Raw genomic sequence first — 18,290 nt, forward strand, 5'->3', positions numbered from 1 at the left:
GCAGAGGAGGTCGCGATCCCCGAACTCGCTGCGGCATAATCACAAACAGCTGATCCCGCACGGTGTCGAGAAACTCCACCACACAGCGGGACGTCACCGTCGTGAACGCCGCATATGGTGAAGATAACGTGCGTCAATGCCGCAGTCGAGTGACATTTTCTTGTCACCCATGACATGTCAGGGTGCCAGGGCTCGGCTGATTTGAGCGGCGATTGGTGCAGTGCCGAAAACCCAGACCGCAAGGACACGAACAAACGCCCCGCTGACCTCGTCGGCTTCAGCTGGCTCCACAACTCCGGTGATCTACACGGAGAACTCGCACCCCCCGCCTCCGCGTCACCCCATTGGCCAGATGCCACTGGGATTGACATCGGGCCCAGCCGCGCCGAGCTCGCGTTCGTCAGGAGACTCTCCTCGTCGTCGAGCAGCTGAGATGACTGCCGCGACGCAAATCACCATCCCCCAGCGATACCAGCCGCTCGCGCGGCTGTGGTCCGTGACGCCTCTCGCCCCACTGGCGGCGCGAAGTGCGTAAGGATAGGACACCATGACGACGTTGTGATGGGCGTCGCTGGGCTATGCTTCGGTCGTCCTCACCGCGCAAGCACGTACCCCTCGGTTTCGGCTCCTGCCATTTCTGTCGCTCCTCTTCCTCCTGTTCGTCGCAGTTATCGCGCTCATCCAGGCGGGCTTCGGATCGCCGATGGGCTCACTCGTATTTCTGGGGGCGGACATCGTTGCCCTAGCTCTAGCCCTCTACAGCGCCGAGATTCGGCGTGGACAAGGTCTCGGCGAGAGATGTATACGTTCTCGCAGCTGGTGTGGATCGGTGCGTGGTCTCCGAATCAACTTCGCGCTGCACTCCTCGAACACTGGAGAGCGCTGACCACGACGCAGCGCCGCCGATCACGTAGCGCGAGGCCGAGCGTAGAACGATGGCAGCGGGCGATATCTCCCGACTGTAAAGGTCAGCGGGTGCTGCGAGGAACTCCGCGACCGAGGATCGCCTCGGCGCCGACGACCACGATAGCCGTGACGATCGGAACGCCGAGCTGAAGGAGCAGCATGCCCCTGCGCGTTTCCCGCGCCTGGTTCGAGATGAACGCCTTGTTCTCCGTGTCCTTCTCCGCTTCGAGCTGGTCGGCTTCTTTGAGCGACTCGATGAGATAGCGCTCGTACTCCTCGCTCAGGCCGTCGCGAGCGAGCTTGCCTTCGATGATGTCGCGCGTACGTCCGAGGGACGCGTGAAGGCGCTCCTGGTTCTTGTCGTCGGCGTCTAGGCCAGCCGCGTACGTCCGCTCGTACGCGTCGACGGCCGCGAGTTCGGTCGCCCGGAAGTCGGGGACAATGTCGTAGAGCCGGAACCGGAGCGGCTCGGGTATATCGGGCAGCATCGCGGCGAGCTCGACCCGCTTTTCCTTGCTCAGGTCGCGAAGGGAAGCCACTTCGAGCGCCCTGGCCACCGCGTCTTCGTTGTCGAACGTCATACTGCCCTCTTCCGTCCATTCCAAGCTTTGGTGACCACGCTACTTGCGGTCGGGCGGTGAGCGATTTATGGGTCCGCGAGCGGGTCGAAGGTTGCGGGTTCAAGTCCCGTTACTCACCGGATGTTGGAAAACGATCCTTCACGTGGACGGCGATCTCATCGTAGAAGTGGCCCGGTCGGGGATGGCAGTCAATCTCCTTCGGCACCTGGAAACCCAGCCGCTCGCCAGCCCTACGAAGGCGGTCATGGAGATGTGGAAAAGAGACGCCGCAGATCGTAGGCGAAGAGGTCGGAGATTCGCGGATGTTCGTTGAGCTCAGCGGGGCGCTGCCAGCGATGCTCTACGAGTGCATGAAGGATGCGGCCGCACGCGGGAGTGGTGGAGAGCCACATCGGTCAGTTCCAAAGACGTTGGGCCGGAACGACGGACCGGACGATGTTCCCTTCCACCGAGCTATCCAATCCGGAAGGCAGAAGAGCCCTTACGCATCACACGACTTCGGCCTCACCACGCCCACTGGGTGAGCCATTCGGCCGCATTCCTGCGATAACGTTCCGCCCATGACCTCGCTGGAGTACGCCGCCGATGCAGCCAGGCTGGCACGGGCCATCGAGCCACTCTGGGACACTATCCCGTACTTGGAGCCCTCAGACCCGAACGGTGTTTACGTCGTCGAGGTGCAGATTAAGGCTCAACGGCTGCGCGAGATCGTGGCCGTACAGCAGGCCCTCCAACTCGCACTCGACGCCGCGCAGCTCGCCGTGCTGTACCGGGACTTCGAGCTCGAGATCCCCGAGGTGGCCGCCGCCATCCTTGACATGCCCGACGTGGTCTACGACGTCATCTGGGTCGGCCCCGGCTCGGTGCGCATCGCGTTCACGGTCAACCCGCTCACCGAACGCGGCCGCACGTGGATCCGGCTCCTGTTCTACTTCGGGCTCGGCGCGCTCGCGCTCATGCCCGGCGGAGCCTTCCTTGCGTTCGCGTACGGGGGCGCGCTGGAGGTGCTCATGATGACCGGCCAACTCGCACAAGACGACTGGGAGTCCAAGCAGAATGTGCCCGTGCAGACCGTCGACGCGGATGCGCTCCGCGAGACCCGTGTGCAGGTTGCTATCACTCCGCCGGACAAGTCATGGGTGGCACCAGGGGACCGCCTCGATAGGGGGCGGGAGTAGGTCGTGGGCTCGAGATAGGAGAGAAGCCATGCCAGAGGAACGCTATGCAAATGCGACGGAAGCAATGAAGGCCGGAGTTCAACTAGGTGGGATCCCGCAGCCCCCGTCGACATGGCGCGAGAACGAAGATGCGCTGAATGCCGCTCTCGAATCCCTGCGGGGGCGCCTCACTGAGGAGAGCATCAACGCAGCGAGGACCGACGTCTCCCGCCGTCGACACTTTTAAGCGATGTATCGCGCGCGTGTGCAGCTTGCCTCGAAGGCGATCCATGAGCTTCACGGATACCCCGAGTCGATAGCAGACCACCTCGTCGTCGAGGTAATCGCAGTGCTCGCGGCGCTGGACACCGAGCCGAGCTAGTTCGACCGGCAGAGACCACGGAACTGTCGAAGCCCCCGCTGAGAGATTCGGCACGATGCCCTAGGCACACGCGTCCGGATACTCTTGGCGGTCTAGTGAAGATCGGACATGAGGGTGAACGTCATCGCGCCGTGGTTGCGGGAGTCGCATTCAAGATCGACGGAAGACGACCGAAGGCGGTCACCGTCGCGGCAGTGGCCCTCGTGGCGGCCGCTTTGGTGAACTGCATCATCGCCGCTTTCACGATCGCACGCTTGCTCGGCCGGGGGCTCGACACGTCAACCGTTGTGTTGCTCTGTGTGTCCGCGGGCGGCGTCTTGCTGGCTGTGGGTGTTCCACTGTGGATTGCTCGCGCCGCTCTACGGGGGTCAGTCGGTGCCGCGTACTGGTCGATCTTCCTCCTGGTCACGCTGATCCTCCTCACGACTCAAGGGGACCCGTGGGGCTACATCGGGTGCCTGCTGGCACTTGGGTCGATGGTGCTCCTCTGGATGCCGGCGAGTCGGGAGTTCCCGAGATCGGGTGGATTGCCGTCGCGGCGGTAAATACCTCTCGTGCGCCAAGACTCGCCCGCAAGCCGGTCCTCAGCGGACGTCCGGTGGCGGATCCTAGCGGGCGACCGCGCTCCTGCGGCTCATGACGCGAACGATGACCATGAAGACCGCGACCGTGAGGGCGGTGGCCGAGAGGGCCCAAAAGTATCCGGTCTCGTTCTCACCCGGGCGGTAGAGCTCGCCGACCATGCCCGCACCCGCGATCCCGATCGCGACCGCGAGGTAGTGGAGCGAGAGCGTCTGCGCCTGGAAGCTCTTGGGTGCCACCGACGTGGCCATCGAGATGCCCGCGGGCGAGACGACCATGTCTGACGCACCGAAGATGAAGACGACGGTCGCGAGCACGATGAGCGGGGTGAGCGAAGACGAGCCGGATGCCGCGGCGAGGAGCCCGAGGCCGATCGCGCAGCACGCGAACGCGCCCGCGTATTTGAGGCTCAACGCCGGCTGGCGGTCGCCGAGGCCGCCCCAGATGATCGCGAGGATGGGCGCGACGACGATCGTGCAGAGGGGCGCGATGCCGAGGATCGTAGAGGCCGGGAGTTCGAGGCCAAAGAGGAAGCGGTCGGTGTTCTCCTCGGAGTAGATCGCGACTGTCGTGTAGAGCTGCTGGTAGAGGGCACAGAAAATGAGAGTCGCGACGAAGAACGGCAGGTAGCGGCGGACGCCGGCTCGCTCCTCGTGGCTCACGCGCGAGCTCACGAAGAAGCGCGTGAAGAAGACGAGCGCGAGGATGGCGCTCGGCACGAGCACGATGAGCGCGGGGTTGACGCCGATGACGGTCGCGCCCACGAGCGCGAGCACGATCGCGACGACGATCCCGACGACGAGGGCCGTGGATCGTGCGGCGCTCCCGCTCGGTGCCGGCGCGATCGCTGCGATGCCTTTGCGGAACGGCAGGTAGATGCAAAGGCCGATCAGCAGCGCGACGGCCGTGATGCCGAAGCCGATGCGGAAGCCGACCGTCGACTGGAAGACGCCCGAGAGGGTGATGCCGAGGAGCGCGCCCGTCGCGGTCGCGAGGTAATAGACCGTGAACGCGGCATCCCGCTTCGGCTCGTCGTCGGCGACCGCGGCGTCGACGAGAGTCCCCTCGCTCACCCACATCGCGGCCGTGCCGAACGCGATCCCCACGAGTCCCGTGACGAGGCCCGGTGCGCCCGGGAGCACCGCGAGGAGCGCGTAGCCCACGAAGGCGACGACGGCTCCGAGCCGGAGAGTGCGCTCGGCGCCGAGGAGACGGTCGGCGACCCAGCCCGTGAAGACCGTCGCGAGGAAGACGCTGCCGCCGTATGCCGACGACACCGCGATCGCGAGGCTCGTCGGCAGCCCGAGGCCTCCGTCGCCGACCGCGAAGTAGACGTAGAACACGAGGACCGTCTGGGTGCCCCAGAAGGCGAAGCTCTCGAATACCCCGATGATCGAGACGGGCCACACCTTGACCGGCAGGCCGAGGATCGTCCGGTGCGGCTGCTGCGGGGCTTCGACGCCTGTGTCGGTCACGGCCATGGTCACTCCAATGTGTTTATCACGACGATGGGGGATGCGTTCGGGACAACTCAAGTGCAGGGGAGCAAGCAAAACTCTGAACACATGTCATAAGATCAGGGCGTCCGTTCGAACGTTTGGCCAGTCGACATGTTTGATGCCCTGCAAGAGACGATCGATCGCCTCTCGATTGCCGTCGGCCGATCGGTCGTTCTCGACGACGCCGCATTCCACCTCCTGGCCTCCAGCCCCCACTACGGCGACGTCGACGCCGCGCGCCTCAGCACGCTCATCAATCGCGAGCCGGATGCGCGCCAGCGCGAGCACCTCGGCTCGCTCCGGCTCAACATGCACCACGGCCCCACGATGGTCGCGCCGCATCCGGAGTCGGGGTTCGTCAACCCGCGCGTCTGCGTGCCCATCCGCTCCCGCGTCGAGGTGCTCGGCTACCTTTGGATCACGGCCACCGCACCCCTCCTCCCGCCGGACTGTTACGCGATCGCCGACGCCGTCGAGACTCTCGAGCACATGCTGCACAACATGTTCGAGTCGATCAGCTCGGTCAACGCCGAAGTGGAGTCGCAGACGATCACGCTCCTCGCCTACGACCAGCCGACGCGCGAGGCGGCGGCTCAAGAGCTCAAGGACCTCGGCATGTTCAACCGGTCGAACTGGTTCGTCGCGCTCGCCCTCGACCTGCCCGTGCAGTGGACGGCGTGGTCGGGCCCGTCGCCGCGGCGCACGGTGTTCGACGCGCTCTGGCGCGCGATGGCCGCGCCCACGATCGACTCGTACACCTTCGCTCCGTCGACGCCCGACACGATCATCATCGTCGGCTACCGCAATCGTCCCCCGCGGGACTCGCTCGACACCATCTGCCGCAACATCCTGCGCGAACTCAAAGACCCGGGGCTCGCAGACGCCGCGAGCGTGGGCGTCGGCAGCGCCGTACCCGCCCTCGCCGACGTGTGGCGCTCCTTCGACCAGGCGAGCGTCGCGGCCGGCCTTGCCCGGCGTACGGGCCAGACCGCGACGCACTGGGAGGATGCCGCGATGCCGGCCGCCATCAGCGCGATGCTCTCGGCCCCCGCGCCCCATCTCCTGCCACCCGTCTTCGCGGCTCTCGAGACGGCGCCTGCCGACGTGCTCGAGCTGCTCGAGACGTACTTCGACTCGGGCGGGAGCGTTGCCGAGATCGCTGCTCGGCTCAACGTGCACCGCGGCACCGTCTACTACCGGCTCCGCGGGCTCGCCGACGCGTACGGCATCGACCTTGACGACGGCGATACGCGGTTCGCCCTCAGCGCGTGGATCCAGCTCCGTCGTCGCGCGTGAGCCAGACCAGCAGGTCGCGCTCCTCGGGGCGCAGCCAGTGGCCGGCATCCGGCACGATCGACAGTCGCGCGCCGGGGATGATCGACTCGTAGGCGACGCCGTGCGAGAGCGGCACGAGCACGTCGGCCGCGCCGTAGGCGAGCAGGGTCGGCACCGCGATCGACGAGAGATCGAACCCCCACGGGCGCTCGAAGATCGCGAGGTCGTCGTTCACCCAGCCCTCGACGCCCGCGGTCGTCCACTCCTCGTGCTCGACCGCCTCCTCGTGCTGCACGGCCGCGTCGCCCAGGATCGCGCGATCGCGCGCCGGGAGCTGCGACATCCACGCGCTCAGGTCGCCCTCGCCGCGGCCGAGCCGATCGATGAAGGCGCGCAGCTCTGCCTCGCCGCGCGACGCCGCGTCGATCTCCTCGACCGTCTCGGCGAGCATGCCCGCCCTCGAGTCGAAGCCCGGCGCCTGGGCGGGGCCGATGCCCACGCAGATGCAGAGCCGCGTGACCCGATCGGGAGCGAGCGCTGCGGTCGCGGCCGCGAACGGCCCCCCGCCCGACGTGCCCATGGTCGCAAACGCGTCGACGCCGAACGCGTCGGCCGCGCGCCGTGCCCACTCCGCACCGTCGGCGATGGCGTACCCGGCTCGCGCGGTCGATCCGCCGTAGCCCGGTCGGTCGTAGCTGATGACGCGGATGCCGAGCTCGCCCGGCGCGGCCCACCCGCCAGGGATCGCGGCCCCAGTGCTCGGCGTGCCGTGGTGGAAGACGACCGCGGGCGCGTCATCCGGCCCCCACTGACGGATGCGGAGCGGCCCGCCGTGCCCGTCGGCGACGAATCGCTCTGCGGTCCACGGCGCGGCGGTCCGCGGAACGGCGCTCACGCGACTTCCAGGACGGTGCGCGGGAGGGAGGAGAGGAATCGTGGGCCGGTCTCCTCGAACACGAAGGTGTCGACGATCACGACGGTGCTCCACGTCTCATAGTTCATGACCATTCCGGCTTCGATGACGGCGTCCGTCTTGGTGTCGATCGACCATGAGAACTCGCCCACCCAGTCGGCCGGTGCGACCGTGACACCGAGCTCGTAGCCGGCGCCCGCGGGCTCGAGACCAGCGCTCCGATAGTGCTCGCGGAGCTTCTCCTGGACGTGCCGCCATGGCGTGCCGGGCACGGCGTGCTCGGCGAAGACCTCGAACGACTCGGCCTGCACGGCCGCGTTCGAGACATCCTCCGCGGGCGCGGTTCCGAAGACGAGGGGCCGCGTCGCGCGAGCGTGGTAGCCGTCGTATGCCGCCGCGGCATCCGGGTGGAAGAGGTAGCTCGCGCCGAGCGGCGTGCGCCCGCTCAAGCGATGCAGCCCCGAGAGCGACGTGCCCGTTGCGACGGTCTCGTGCAGTGCTGCGGGCTCGCCGCCCGCGGCGACCATGCCCGACGTGTAGAGCGCCCATCCCTCGAGCTCCGTCATCTCGCGCGTCGCACCTGCCTGCAGGGCGAGGATGCCCGCGTCGCACGCCCGCTGCGCGAGCTCGATCTTCTCGACCTCGGCCGCCGACTTCTTGGATCGCGCGGAGCGGAACGGGATCGTCGTGTCGACGATTTTGCAGCCGATGCTCTCGAGCATGCCCTCGACGACGTTGGCGACGGCGGGGCTCGGGATGCACGACCAGCGCTCGATGCCGACGGTCGCCCCCTCCCACCCCTCGCGGCGGAACTCGTGCTCGAGGAAGGCGACGTACTCGGCGAGCGTCACCTCCTCCTCGAAGGACGAGGGGAGGGGACGGATCTCGGGCACAACCGAGTTCGCAGCGACGACGTCGAGGTGGTAGCCCGCTTCGATCATGAAGTAGACGTCATCGTTCGCGTGCACGACCGTGCACTGCGCGGGCGGCAGCGAGGTCGAGGTGTGCTGCCGGTACCAGCGCGTGCGGTAGCCGTGCAGCCAGGCCATGGTGTCGGGGGCCGTGATGACGGCGACGTCGACGCCCGCGGCGCGCATGGCCTCGCGCAGCACGCCGAGCCGGCGGTCGTACTCGGCGGCGTCGAACGCGAGCTCGACGGGGGAGACGATGGAGTTCGCGCGGGTGAGCTCGGCATTGAGCGATGGATGCGTCATGGGTGTCGCTTTCGTCGGAGTCGGCGCCCGTTCGGCGCCTCCGTTCGATTCTTCGCCGCACGCTGGCGAGGTGCCTTGCGCGGTTGTTTAGAGCAAAGGCACGCCGAATCCAACAATTGTCCAAATCTCTTCGGGTCGACCTTGGAAAGACTGACCTGTACCGCTCGACGAAAGGACCGGCCAACGATGTCGACCACCACCTACCGTGCAGGAACCCTCGCGGATGTGCGCAACCTGCAACTGCTCGACGATCAGGCGATCGTCGTCGATGGGGACCGGATCGTCGCGGTAGAGCCGTGGGGGCGGGCCCAGCGCCCCGATGACTATGTCGACCTGCGCGACCACCTGGTCGCCCCTGGCCTCATCGACCTGCATACGCATCTCATCGGGAGTCTCGACCACGGCAGCTACGCGCCCTTCATCACGAAGTCGGCGTCGTGGGCGGCGCTCCAGGGAGTGCGCAACGCCGCCGCGACGCTGCGCTCGGGCTTCACGACCGTTCGCGACCTCGGCACGTTCCGCGCCTTCATCGATTGCGACCTGCGCGACGCGATCGACGATGGCATCGTGCCGGGCCCCCGCATGTTCACGACGGGCGGGTACGTCACGAGCTCGACGGGCGGCGGCGAGATCACCGACCTCGTGGGCGACATCCCGCTCCCCCGCGACTTCCGCATCGGTGTCGCCGACTCGGTCGACGAGGTGCGCAGAGCCGTGCGCACGCTCATTCACGGCGGTGCCGACCTCATCAAGATAATCGCGACAGGCGCCGGCTTCGCCGCAGGCACCGTACCGGGAGCGCCCGAGTTCAGCGAGGCCGAGATCCGGGCCGCGGTCGAGGAGGCGGCGCTCTACGGAAAGCACGTCGCGGCCCACGCCCACGGGGTGCTCGGCGCAGTGCGCGCCGTGCGCGCGGGCGTGCGCACCCTCGATCACGGCTCGTACATCGAGGGCGACGAGATCTTCGACTTGCTCGTCGAGCGCGACACCTTCTACGTCCCAACGACCTTCGTCATCAAGTGGGTCGAGAGCCACGGTGCATCCGACTTCCCCGCCGAGGTGCGGCGCAAGGTGCACGAGGGGCTCGACATCTCTATGGAGGCGCTGCGCACGGCCGTGCGTCGGGGCGTCAAGCTCGCCTACGGCACCGACGCGATCATCTTCCCGCACGGTGCGAACGCCATGCAGATGGTCGACTTCGCGGAGGCGGGCATGCCGGGCATCGAGATCCTGCGCACGGCGACCCTCAACGCGGCCGACGCGATCGGCACCGAGGACGTCGGCGCCCTCGAGCCAGGGCGCTACGCCGACTTCATCGCGATCAAAGGTGTGCGCGACGCCGACGACGTGCGCGTCTTCCAGAACGTCGACCTCGTCGTCAAGGGCGGCGCGGTCGTCGCGTAGGCGTCGCGCTGCGCCGCAGCAGACCGGGCGCGGTCAGGTCGCGCGCAGGTAGGCGGCGAAGTCGGCGACGGATGCGTCGAGGCGCGCTCGATCCCCCGTGGCGATGAGGTCGATCGTGAGTCCGCTGAGGGTCGCGAGCAGCAGCGTCGCAAGCTGCGGGGCACGTGCCTCGCTGTGGCCGTCGCGCACGAGCCATCCGCCGAAGTAGTCGACCCAGTAGTCGATGAGGTCGGTGCGCGCGGCGTCGTCGCCGACGCCCGTCGTCATGGCCTCCATGTTGAGCCGCGAATAGGTGAGCCGCGATGGCTCCTCCATCCACCACACCCAGATCCCCTCGAAGGCGTCGGCTACCGAGGCATCCGGCGTCGCGGTCCGGAACCCCTCCAGCACGCGCAAGTTCTCGCTGCGCGCGCGCTCGAGGGCGGCCGCGATGAGGTTCTCCTTCGAGCCGAACTGGTAGAAGATGACGTTCGTGCTCGCGCCGATCGCGGTCGCGAGCTTTCGCGTCGAGAAGTTGGCGAGGCCGTTCTCGGCGAGGAACGCGACGGCCTGGTCGAGCACTTCCTCGCGGCGTTCGGGGGCGAAGGGTCGTGGCACGCGCGCTCCCTCCACTCGACTGACGGATGCTCCACCGAGCCTAGCGGCGAGGGCGGTGCGGCTACTCGTCCCAGCCCGCCCCTCGAGCGGGCCACGCGAGGCGGAGGTGGTCGCGGAGGGTGCGGCCCTCGTACTCGTCGCGGAAGAGCCCGCGACGGCGGAGCTCGGGGATGACCAGGCGGGAGAAGTCGTCGAGGCCATCCGGCAGGAAGGCCGGAGCGATGATGTACCCGTCGACCGCCCCCGCCTCGAACCACGCCTGGAGCTCGTCGGCGATGAGCTCGGGCGTGCCGATGACGGTGCGGTGCCCGTAGGAGCCGACGACGCGTGGGTAGAGCTCGCCGATCGTGAGGTGCTCGCGGCGCGCGAGGTCGACGATGAGCGCCTGCCGGCTCTTGTAGGCCTCGGTCTCGGGGATCTCGTCGGGCAGGTAGGAGTCGAGCGGCATGCCCGACACGTCGAACCCGAGCAGTTGCGAGAGTCGCGCGAGCCCGACCTCGGGGTGGATGAGGGCGCCGAGCTCGTCGGCCTTCGCCTGCGCCTCGGCCATGGTCTCGCCGACTATGGGCATCGTGCCGGCGAGCACCCGGATGTCTCCCGCCGGGCGTCCCGCCTCGACCGTGCGCTCGCGCAGCTCGGTGGTGAAGGCGAGCGCGTTCTCGAGCGTCGTCTGCGCGGTGAATACGACCTCGGCGTACTTGGCGGCGAGCGCAATGCCCGCGGGCGAGGACCCCGCTTGCACCTGCACGGGCCGCCCCTGAACGGGTCGCACGACGTTGAGGGGGCCGCGCACGCTGAATGAATCGCCCTCGTGGTCGAGCACGTGGAGGCCGGCGGGGTCGAAGTATCGGCCTTCGGCCTTGTCGAGCACGAAGGCGTCGTCGTCCCAGCTGTCCCACAGGCCGCGCGTGACCTCGAAGAATTCTTCGGCGCGCGCGTAGCGGTCGACGTTGGAGGCGTGCTTCGCGGTGCTGAAGTTCGCGGCCTCGGCGGTGACGTAAGAGGTCACGAGGTTCCACCCCGCGCGACCCTCGCTCAGGTTGTCGATCGACGCGAGCTTGCGGGCCACGTGGTAGGGCTCGTTGTAGGTGGTCGTCTGCGTGACGATGAGGCCGATGCGCTCGGTGCCCGCGGCGAGCGCCGCCGTCAGCGTGAGGGGCTCGAAGCGGTAGATGACGGGGTCGCGGCTCAGGATGCCGGGCGAGGCGTCGGGGGCGCACAGCTCGTCGGCGAGAAAGACGAAGTCGAACTTGGCCTTCTCGGCCTCTTCCGCGAATCGCGTCATGTCCTTGAGGCTGACGCCCGCGTTCGAGACGGCGTTCGGGTGGCGCCATCCGGCGATGTTGGTGCTCGTGGGCGAAAGGACCGCGCCGAGCACCATCCTCCGGTCGTTGCTGCTGGCCATGTTCAACCGGCCTTCCTCTCTACTGTCGTTGCGGATGCCGCGGCGACGTCGGCGTACTCGCCGAACCCGCCCCTGAAGAACACGAGCGGCGCGGCGGGCCGCTCGATGGCCAGGTCGTGCACGAGCCCGACGACGATCTCGTGGTCTCCCGCCTCGTGCGTCGTCGTAACGGTGCAGTCGACCCACGCGACGCATCCATCGAGGATGGGGTTGCCGCGCTCCGAACGGCTCCACTCGATACCCGCGAACTTGTCCTGGGCGCTCGCCTTGGAGAAGGAGCGGCAGAGGCCCGACTGCTCCGACGAGAGCACGTTGACGGCGAACGAGCCGGCCTCGCGGATCTTGGGCCACGACGTCGAACTCTTGCCGGGCAGGAAGGCGACGAGGGGTGGATCGAGTGACACAGAGACGAACGTGCCGACGATCATGCCGACGGGCGTTCCATCCGGTTGCATCGCCGTGACGAGCGCGACCCCCGTGGGGTTGTGCGCGAGCACGTCGCGGAAGAATCGCGGGTTCGCGGCGGCTGGCCGCTCGGCCGTGTGCACCATGTCGGCTCCCTCTCTCTGCTCCCTCATGTGGTTAATGTAGCGCACGTTACATTAATTCGGAAGCCGGGTTTGCGGGTTGGGCGTCTGTGTATGAGCGTCTCACCGGTGCGGTGCTTCGTCGCAGACTCTGCGCGTCGCATCAACGACGGGGTACGCACCGGAGCAGGTCTCGCCCTGATCACCGCGCACGATGCGAGAGGCCACGCGGGCGGTCTTCACCCGGAATAGCATCAAACCCCCGACTACAGGCTTGGAAACTCTCGTACGAACGTTAGAATCCAAGCATGAAGTCGCGCGACGCGCTCCGAGCACTGGCGGAGGTGTCCGCGTCCCAGTGGGGCATGGTCACCTCCGCACAGGCCAGCGCGCGCGGCGTCAGCCACATGAACATCACGCGACTGGCTGAGTCCGGTGACCTGGTCCGCCTATCGCACGGGGTCTACAGGGATGCCGGCGCACCGGGCGGGCAGTACGAAGACCTGCGCGCGGCGTGGCTGGCGACCGACCCCGCGAAGCTTGCATACGAGCGCCTCAGCGAACACCCGGGGAGCGCCGTCGTTTCCGGCGAATCCGCAGCTCGTCTCCACGGCATCGGAGACCTGCGAGCGATGAAGAGCGAGTTCACAACCCCGACCCGCAAGCAGACCCAGCGAGCAGACATCCGGTACCGAACTCGTGCACTGCCTGAGCAGGACGTCACGGTGCGGGAAGGCCTCCCCACGACCACGCGCGAACGCACGATCGCCGACCTGGTCGAGGATCGCAACGACCTCAGCATCGTGGGCAATGCACTTCGCGATGCGGCCTGGCAGTCCCGTCTGGACGTGGACCGACTCACCGAACTCCTGTGCCCGCTCGCTGATCGCAACGGCCACCGCAGGGGTGATGGTGATGCGCTGCTCGAGGAACTCATGCGTGTCGCAGGCATCGACCAGAACAGCATCGCGAAGCAGATCGCGTCGATCCCCGAACTCGGCGGCCTCATCGCAGCCCAGTACCTCGAGAACCTCCCGATGATCGAGACCACGAGCGGCGTCGCTGCAGCGACCGCATCGTCAGGCTCGCATACGCGACTGACGACGCAACTGCACGCGGTTGACTGGGTCTCACTTGCCCTGTCGACGCAACCGGCGAAGAAGGAAGAACGTCCGTGAAGACCGAGCGACAGACTAGCCCAAGATGCCCCGGTCGACGCAGGCGACCCCGCCACCTGGAGCGAGATTCTGTGCCATTAATGTGCCATTAAATGCACGAAAACGATCTGAAACCAACTGAGACCATTCGGAAGAATCCCTGATCAGCGCGATATCATCCCCATAAGAACTGAGCGAAAACCGCCCAGGCTCACTGAAAATCGAAAGGTCACCGGATGGATGCCGGTCGGAGCCACAGACGAAAACCCCCGGGTAACCGGGGGGTTTCTCGAGTCAACGGGTGATTCCGGGAGGTGGCCGGTGAGGCTGTCCTGCGCCAGCTTTTCGCCGTGCCCGAGGGGGTCCGCGTCACCGGCGTGATCTACCTGCCGTGGCGTCCGGGCGACCCGATCACGAAGGCTCGCAACCGCGGTGTGCTGCCCCCGGGCGGCGCGGCCGCGCCGGGTAAGGCTTGACGAGACGGGAACCGAGGCCAATCCCATTCTGTAGCATGTCGCGAATCGCGGTACAGAACGCTCCGGGCGTAGGCGTGTGTGCACCTCCGGCCGGGCGTCCGGAACGTACCGCAAGTGCGGCACGGTCTCAACGCGCGATGTCGAGCTCGAGTCGCTCGTACAGATCCGACGGGTCATTGTCGAGGAACGACTTCACCCACCGCGTCCAGTCGTCGGCCAGAACCTCGATGTCGCCGTGCTCGACGCCGTCGAGGAGTGCGCGAGCGATGTCGGCCGGGTTCTCCTTCGGTCCGTCGTACCCCGCAGAGAAATCCGTGTCGAATGCGCCGGCGTGCACAGCGACCACGCGCGTCCCCTGACCGGCCAACTCGAGGCGAAAGCCGTTCGTCAGTGCCCAGGCGGCCGCTTTGCTGGCGTGATAGCCGTTCGTGCCCGGGTATGCGAACCACGACTGTGCCGACAGGACGTTGACGATCGTGCCACCCTCGGCCGCGGCCAGGGCCGGCGCGAACGCCCGCACCATGCGCAGGATGCTCCCGTGGTTCGTGTCCATCTCCGCCTCGAGGTCGGAGATGGGGCTCTCGAGAAGCGAACCCGGACGACTGATGCCGGCATTGTTGATCAGAAGGGTCACGTCGGATGCTGCGGATGCGGCGGCCTCGATCTGTCGGGGGTCCGTCACGTCCAGCAGGATGGGGACCACACCCGGCAGGTCGTAGTCGACGGGCGAGCGGACCCCGGCGTACACCTTCGCAGCCCCGCGCTCCAGAAGTTGCGTGACCAGGTGCCGGCCAAGGCCACGGTTCGCGCCGGTCACGAGAGCGACAGAGCCGGCGAGGGGTGAGGAAGAGTCGATGTTTGTGTTCATCCGTGTACTGTAAGACCTGACGCTAACGTCAGATGCAAGTCCATGGTGATACTGAGGAAGAGATGATGAGAATCGGCGAACTGGCTTCGCGCGCCGGAGTGAGCGTTCGTGCGCTCCGGTACTACGAGGAGCAAGGGTTGCTGGAGAGCGAGCGCACCCCTGGGGGCCAGCGTGACTATCCCGACACTGCCGTCGAACGGGTCCGCTTCTTCCAGTCGATGTATGCCGCGGGCTTATCCAGCCGGCGGATCGCCGACATGCTGTCGTGCTTCGACAACGGCACCACGAACGCGCAGCAGCGGGCGATGCTTGCCGAGGAGCGCGTGCGGATCGATGCGCGCATCGCAGAGCTGATGGGGGCCCGGGGGCGTCTCGAGGAGCTCATCGTCGCCGCATCCGATCGCGCGGGCTGATCGTCGAGTCGGGCGAGCGTGTGAAGTCGGCTGTGCGTCGCTGGCATCGACCAGACCTCGCGCGCCAGGTTGAAGTCGACGAAGCGGGAGCAGCGGGCGCCATCCAGCAGACGCGAGAGCACCGCGAATGGATGACTCGATCGCAGGCCAGGACGGTGAGACGTGCGCGGCGGGCTCAGCCGAACGTGATGCAGAAGGCGGAAGCGCCCGCCTCGAAGAATTCGATCTCGAACAGACGGTCAGTGATTGGTCCGGTCTGTCGAATGAGCTGGTATGTGTTCTGCTCGGCAAGTATCCCCTGGCCGCGGTCGTCGACGTCCGTGCCGTGGGCTGTGGCGATTTCGAGCCCATCGAGTCTGACCTTGAACTGGATCGGCTGGGCCGAACGGCCGGGGGCCATGACGAGGTTGAGGTCGCGGGCATGGAAGCGCATCGAAATGCGGCCGCCCGGCTGATTCAGGCGAACGGCTTCTGGGCCGAAGGTCCAGTCACCGGTGAGGTCCCATGAGTTCAGGGCGGAGGGCGTCCCGGCATACATGTGAGGCCGGTCGGGCGAAGCGCGATGCTCGGAGGCGAAGCCGCTGCTCTGGCGGTACCCGAGGTATGTCTCGGGTGAGCGCAGTGTCTGCCAATCGGCGGCGACCTCGAGTCCGTGCGGTTCGGCGACGACCAGTTCGGAGTGCACACTCCCTGCGCCGACGTCGTACAGGAGCTGCTGGATCGCCATCTCCGTTGTGGCGTACTCACCTTCGCCGAAGTGGTGGTAGCGGATGCGGCCGCGGGTGTCGGCGAGGTAGATCGCGGGCCAGTAGTGATTCGCGAACTCGTGCCAGACGTCGTAATTGTCATCGACCGCGACTGGATAGTCGATTCCGAGCTTCTGGATCTGAGCGGCCACGTTTCGGATGTCGCTTTCAAAGCTGAACTCGGGGGTGTGCACGCCCACCACGGAGAGGCCGAGGTCGGCGTACTTGGTTGCCCAGGCGCGAACATAGGGGAGCGTGCGCAGCCAGTTGACGCACGTGAACGTCCAGAAGTCGACCAGAACGACCCGGCCGCGAAGCGCTTGCGGGGTGAGTGGGTCGGAGTTCAGCCACGCGGTCGCTCCGGAGAAGGACCCGAGTCGCCCTTCGAACGGCAGCCTCGGCGGGTCGCCCGCCGGTCGATGGGCGACCCACCGGAAGCGCCGATCACGACCGCGGTTGATTGTGGTGTCGGCGCCGACCGCATCGTCGGTGTTGTCTTCGGTGTTGTCTTCGGTGGTCATGACCCTGCCCCCAGTTCGTCAGAAGCCGAGATCGTAGAAGCCACCTGCGTCGAACGCGTCCGACGAGGCTGCGGATGCGTCATCAGGAACGCTCCAGGTGCTCCATGCGACCGATGCGATCGAGTACCAAACGACCGCGTCGAGAATCGATGCGCCCACCAACGCGTTCGTCCCCGCTCGCGTCTGCGTGTCCTCGAGCGTCCGGGTGATGGCGCCTGGTCGGTGGTGTTCAGCCTGGGCGGCCGAACGGGCGAGGCTTGCCGGTCGGGCGTCGGAAGGGCGTTCGTCATCGGCTGCGGCGGTCGCGGAGAAGCGTTCGAAGAGGACGTCGAGCTGGGCTGGAGTGAGCTGTTCGAAGGCTTCCACGTGCGCTCGTTCGATGACCTCCCGTGGTGCGGTGCGCAGCATGCGCTCGTAGCGGTCGATGGCTCTGGCGTCGCCGATCGGGACGTCAGCCGTGACGGCCTCGGTTTCCAGTTCAGCCTTTCGGCCGAGAATGCGGTCGAGCAGACCCATTGCCTGTTCCTTCCTTGTCGTCGCACGGTCCGTGCGTGGCGGCTCGTTGCACTTCATTCGGCTCGGTACGGGGCGAAGAAGTCGCTGAGTACCTGGACCATCTGGTCGGGGGCTTGCTCGGCGAGCCAGTGCCCGACGCCCGAGATGATGGCCGAGTGCAAGTCCGTGGCTGCCTTCTCGAGGGCCGCGGCCGGCACAGGGCCGTAGCTGTTCTCGCCGCCGATTCCGAGGACCGGGATGGTGAGCGGGATACTCGCGCGCGCCATGTTCTGGTTCAGCGTGGTCTCCCAGGCTCGGTAGAGCCCGAAACTCGCCCGCAGGGTGTCCCGGTTCCTGGTGTACAGGCTGACGTAGTAGCGGATGGTCTCTCGCGGCAGGGTCGTTCCGCCGCCTTGAACCGCGAACTCGTACTGGTAGTACTTGTCCGCATTGCTCTTCACCATGTCGACGATGAGGTCGTCGTTGACCCGGTTGAAGGCGATGTGCCAGAGCTTGTTGTTGTCGGCCTCCGAAACGAAGTACGGCGGTCCGAGGGGATAGTCGCCGACGCCGGGAGGGCCGGGAATCTCCAAGAGGGCCACTTGGGCGACCTGGTCGCGGTAGTCGCAGGCCAGGGCGTAGCTGATCACGTAGCCGGTGTCGTGCCCGACGACCGCGTACTTCGAGTACCCCAGCGCCTCCATGAGTGCGGCGAGGTCGGTCGCGAGCGTGCCGGCGTCATAGCCGCCGGCCGGCTTGTCGGTCAGTCCGATGCCCCGCTGGTCGACTGCGATCACGGTGTACTGCTGCGCGAGCGCAGGCATCATGAATCGCCACGCGTACCAGTTCTCGGGCCAACCGTGCACGAGCAGCAGCGGGGGTCCGTCACCGCCGACGACGATGTGCTGACGGATGCCGTTCGCCTGTACGTACTGGTCCTTGAAAACGTCGGTGAACCCGCGAGGCAAGTTGGGCGCATCCGCCGCCGTGCCTTCGCGCGCGCTGCCGGCTGCTGCTGCGGCCGGCTCGGCGCCGGCGACAATGGCAATACCCGTTGCGGCTGCGACGCCGACGACGAGCCCGCGCCGCGAGATGCCACGGGAGCCGGCCGAGGCCGACTCGTGGTCGGTGGGCGAACTGCCCGTGGGTGATTGAGTGGACATAGCTGACTC

General features: G+C 67.0%; 18 protein-coding genes. 7 read left to right on the top strand and 11 right to left on the bottom strand.

Features of this window, described 5'->3' with window-relative positions; translation table 11 throughout:
- Nucleotides 1-968 precede the first annotated feature (968 nt).
- Nucleotides 969-1,487, bottom strand: coding sequence for a hypothetical protein (locus LSF15_RS18060; RefSeq protein ID WP_232499960.1), 519 nt, complete (start codon nt 1,485-1,487; stop codon nt 969-971).
- 560 nt (nt 1,488-2,047) lie between these two features.
- Here LSF15_RS18060 and LSF15_RS18065 point away from each other — a divergent pair.
- Together LSF15_RS18065 and LSF15_RS18070 are read left to right on the top strand one after the other, a co-directional pair.
- Nucleotides 2,048-2,665 carry a hypothetical protein gene (locus tag LSF15_RS18065; RefSeq protein ID WP_232499961.1) on the top strand — a complete coding sequence of 206 codons (618 nt, stop codon included), beginning with the start codon at nt 2,048-2,050 and terminating at the stop codon, nt 2,663-2,665.
- A 456-nt stretch (nt 2,666-3,121) separates the two neighbouring features.
- Nucleotides 3,122-3,571, top strand: coding sequence for a hypothetical protein (locus LSF15_RS18070; protein ID WP_232499962.1), 450 nt, complete (start codon nt 3,122-3,124; stop codon nt 3,569-3,571).
- A gap of 63 nt (nt 3,572-3,634) precedes the next feature.
- Here the strand turns inward: LSF15_RS18070 and LSF15_RS18075 are convergent, their stop codons facing one another.
- Complete coding sequence (locus LSF15_RS18075; RefSeq protein ID WP_232499963.1) at nt 3,635-5,089, bottom strand: peptide MFS transporter; 1,455 nt, start codon at nt 5,087-5,089, stop codon at nt 3,635-3,637.
- 129 nt (nt 5,090-5,218) lie between these two features.
- On the opposite strand from LSF15_RS18075, the gene LSF15_RS18080 reads away from it, so the two are divergent.
- Nucleotides 5,219-6,403 carry a PucR family transcriptional regulator gene (locus LSF15_RS18080; protein WP_232499964.1) on the top strand — a complete coding sequence of 395 codons (1,185 nt, stop codon included), beginning with the start codon at nt 5,219-5,221 and terminating at the stop codon, nt 6,401-6,403.
- Here the strand turns inward: LSF15_RS18080 and LSF15_RS18085 are convergent.
- Together LSF15_RS18085 and LSF15_RS18090 are read right to left on the bottom strand one after the other, a co-directional pair.
- Entirely contained in the window at nt 6,369-7,277 is a 909-nt protein-coding gene (locus tag LSF15_RS18085; RefSeq protein ID WP_232499965.1) for an alpha/beta fold hydrolase, read from the bottom strand. The two genes, LSF15_RS18080 and LSF15_RS18085, sit on opposite strands and share 35 nt — an antisense overlap.
- Entirely contained in the window at nt 7,274-8,509 is a 1,236-nt protein-coding gene (locus LSF15_RS18090; protein WP_232499966.1) for a M24 family metallopeptidase, read from the bottom strand. Before LSF15_RS18090 ends, LSF15_RS18085 begins: the two co-directional genes overlap by 4 nt.
- A gap of 186 nt (nt 8,510-8,695) precedes the next feature.
- Between LSF15_RS18090 and LSF15_RS18095 the strand changes: the two genes are divergently transcribed.
- Nucleotides 8,696-9,913 (top strand): metal-dependent hydrolase family protein, encoded by a 1,218-nt coding sequence (locus LSF15_RS18095; protein WP_232499967.1) that lies wholly within the window; start codon nt 8,696-8,698, stop codon nt 9,911-9,913.
- A 33-nt stretch (nt 9,914-9,946) separates the two neighbouring features.
- On the opposite strand, the gene LSF15_RS18100 is transcribed toward LSF15_RS18095, so the two are convergent.
- From LSF15_RS18100 to LSF15_RS18110, 3 genes are all read right to left on the bottom strand, one after another.
- Nucleotides 9,947-10,510 carry a TetR/AcrR family transcriptional regulator gene (locus LSF15_RS18100; RefSeq protein ID WP_232499968.1) on the bottom strand — a complete coding sequence of 188 codons (564 nt, stop codon included), beginning with the start codon at nt 10,508-10,510 and terminating at the stop codon, nt 9,947-9,949.
- Between the two features lie 61 nt (nt 10,511-10,571).
- Nucleotides 10,572-11,915, bottom strand: a complete 1,344-nt coding sequence (locus LSF15_RS18105) for an LLM class flavin-dependent oxidoreductase (RefSeq protein WP_232499969.1) — start codon at nt 11,913-11,915, stop codon at nt 10,572-10,574.
- 2 nt (nt 11,916-11,917) lie between these two features.
- Nucleotides 11,918-12,493, bottom strand: coding sequence for a flavin reductase family protein (locus LSF15_RS18110; RefSeq protein ID WP_232499970.1), 576 nt, complete (start codon nt 12,491-12,493; stop codon nt 11,918-11,920).
- A gap of 257 nt (nt 12,494-12,750) precedes the next feature.
- Here LSF15_RS18110 and LSF15_RS18115 point away from each other — a divergent pair, with 257 nt between their 5' ends.
- Together LSF15_RS18115 and LSF15_RS18935 are read left to right on the top strand one after the other, a co-directional pair.
- Nucleotides 12,751-13,620 carry a type IV toxin-antitoxin system AbiEi family antitoxin domain-containing protein gene (locus LSF15_RS18115; protein ID WP_232499971.1) on the top strand — a complete coding sequence of 290 codons (870 nt, stop codon included), beginning with the start codon at nt 12,751-12,753 and terminating at the stop codon, nt 13,618-13,620.
- 329 nt (nt 13,621-13,949) lie between these two features.
- Nucleotides 13,950-14,075: a hypothetical protein gene (locus tag LSF15_RS18935; RefSeq protein ID WP_269756618.1), complete on the top strand. Its 126-nt coding sequence runs from the start codon at nt 13,950-13,952 to the stop codon at nt 14,073-14,075.
- Between the two features lie 127 nt (nt 14,076-14,202).
- Here LSF15_RS18935 and LSF15_RS18120 read toward each other — a convergent pair whose 3' ends face one another.
- Nucleotides 14,203-14,943: an SDR family oxidoreductase gene (locus LSF15_RS18120; protein ID WP_232499972.1), complete on the bottom strand. Its 741-nt coding sequence runs from the start codon at nt 14,941-14,943 to the stop codon at nt 14,203-14,205.
- 65 nt (nt 14,944-15,008) lie between these two features.
- On the opposite strand from LSF15_RS18120, the gene LSF15_RS18125 reads away from it, so the two are divergent.
- Nucleotides 15,009-15,356, top strand: a complete 348-nt coding sequence (locus LSF15_RS18125; protein WP_232499973.1) for a MerR family transcriptional regulator — start codon at nt 15,009-15,011, stop codon at nt 15,354-15,356.
- Nucleotides 15,357-15,531: 175 nt separating this feature from the next.
- Here the strand turns inward: LSF15_RS18125 and LSF15_RS18130 are convergent, their stop codons facing one another.
- Genes LSF15_RS18130 through LSF15_RS18140 form a run of 3 tightly spaced genes read right to left on the bottom strand, consistent with a single transcriptional unit; the run spans nt 15,532 to nt 18,281 of the window.
- On the bottom strand, nt 15,532-16,623 hold the full coding sequence (locus tag LSF15_RS18130) for a redoxin family protein (RefSeq protein ID WP_232499974.1): 1,092 nt from the start codon (nt 16,621-16,623) through the stop codon (nt 15,532-15,534).
- An 18-nt stretch (nt 16,624-16,641) separates the two neighbouring features.
- Nucleotides 16,642-17,139: a hypothetical protein gene (locus tag LSF15_RS18135; RefSeq protein WP_232499975.1), complete on the bottom strand. Its 498-nt coding sequence runs from the start codon at nt 17,137-17,139 to the stop codon at nt 16,642-16,644.
- Nucleotides 17,140-17,192: 53 nt separating this feature from the next.
- Complete coding sequence (locus LSF15_RS18140; RefSeq protein ID WP_232499976.1) at nt 17,193-18,281, bottom strand: alpha/beta fold hydrolase; 1,089 nt, start codon at nt 18,279-18,281, stop codon at nt 17,193-17,195.
- Between the last annotated feature and the right edge of the window lie 9 nt (nt 18,282-18,290).

Origin of the sequence: Agromyces humatus (assembly GCF_021228295.1) — a bacterium.
Classification (GTDB): Bacteria; Actinomycetota; Actinomycetes; order Actinomycetales; family Microbacteriaceae; genus Agromyces; species Agromyces humatus.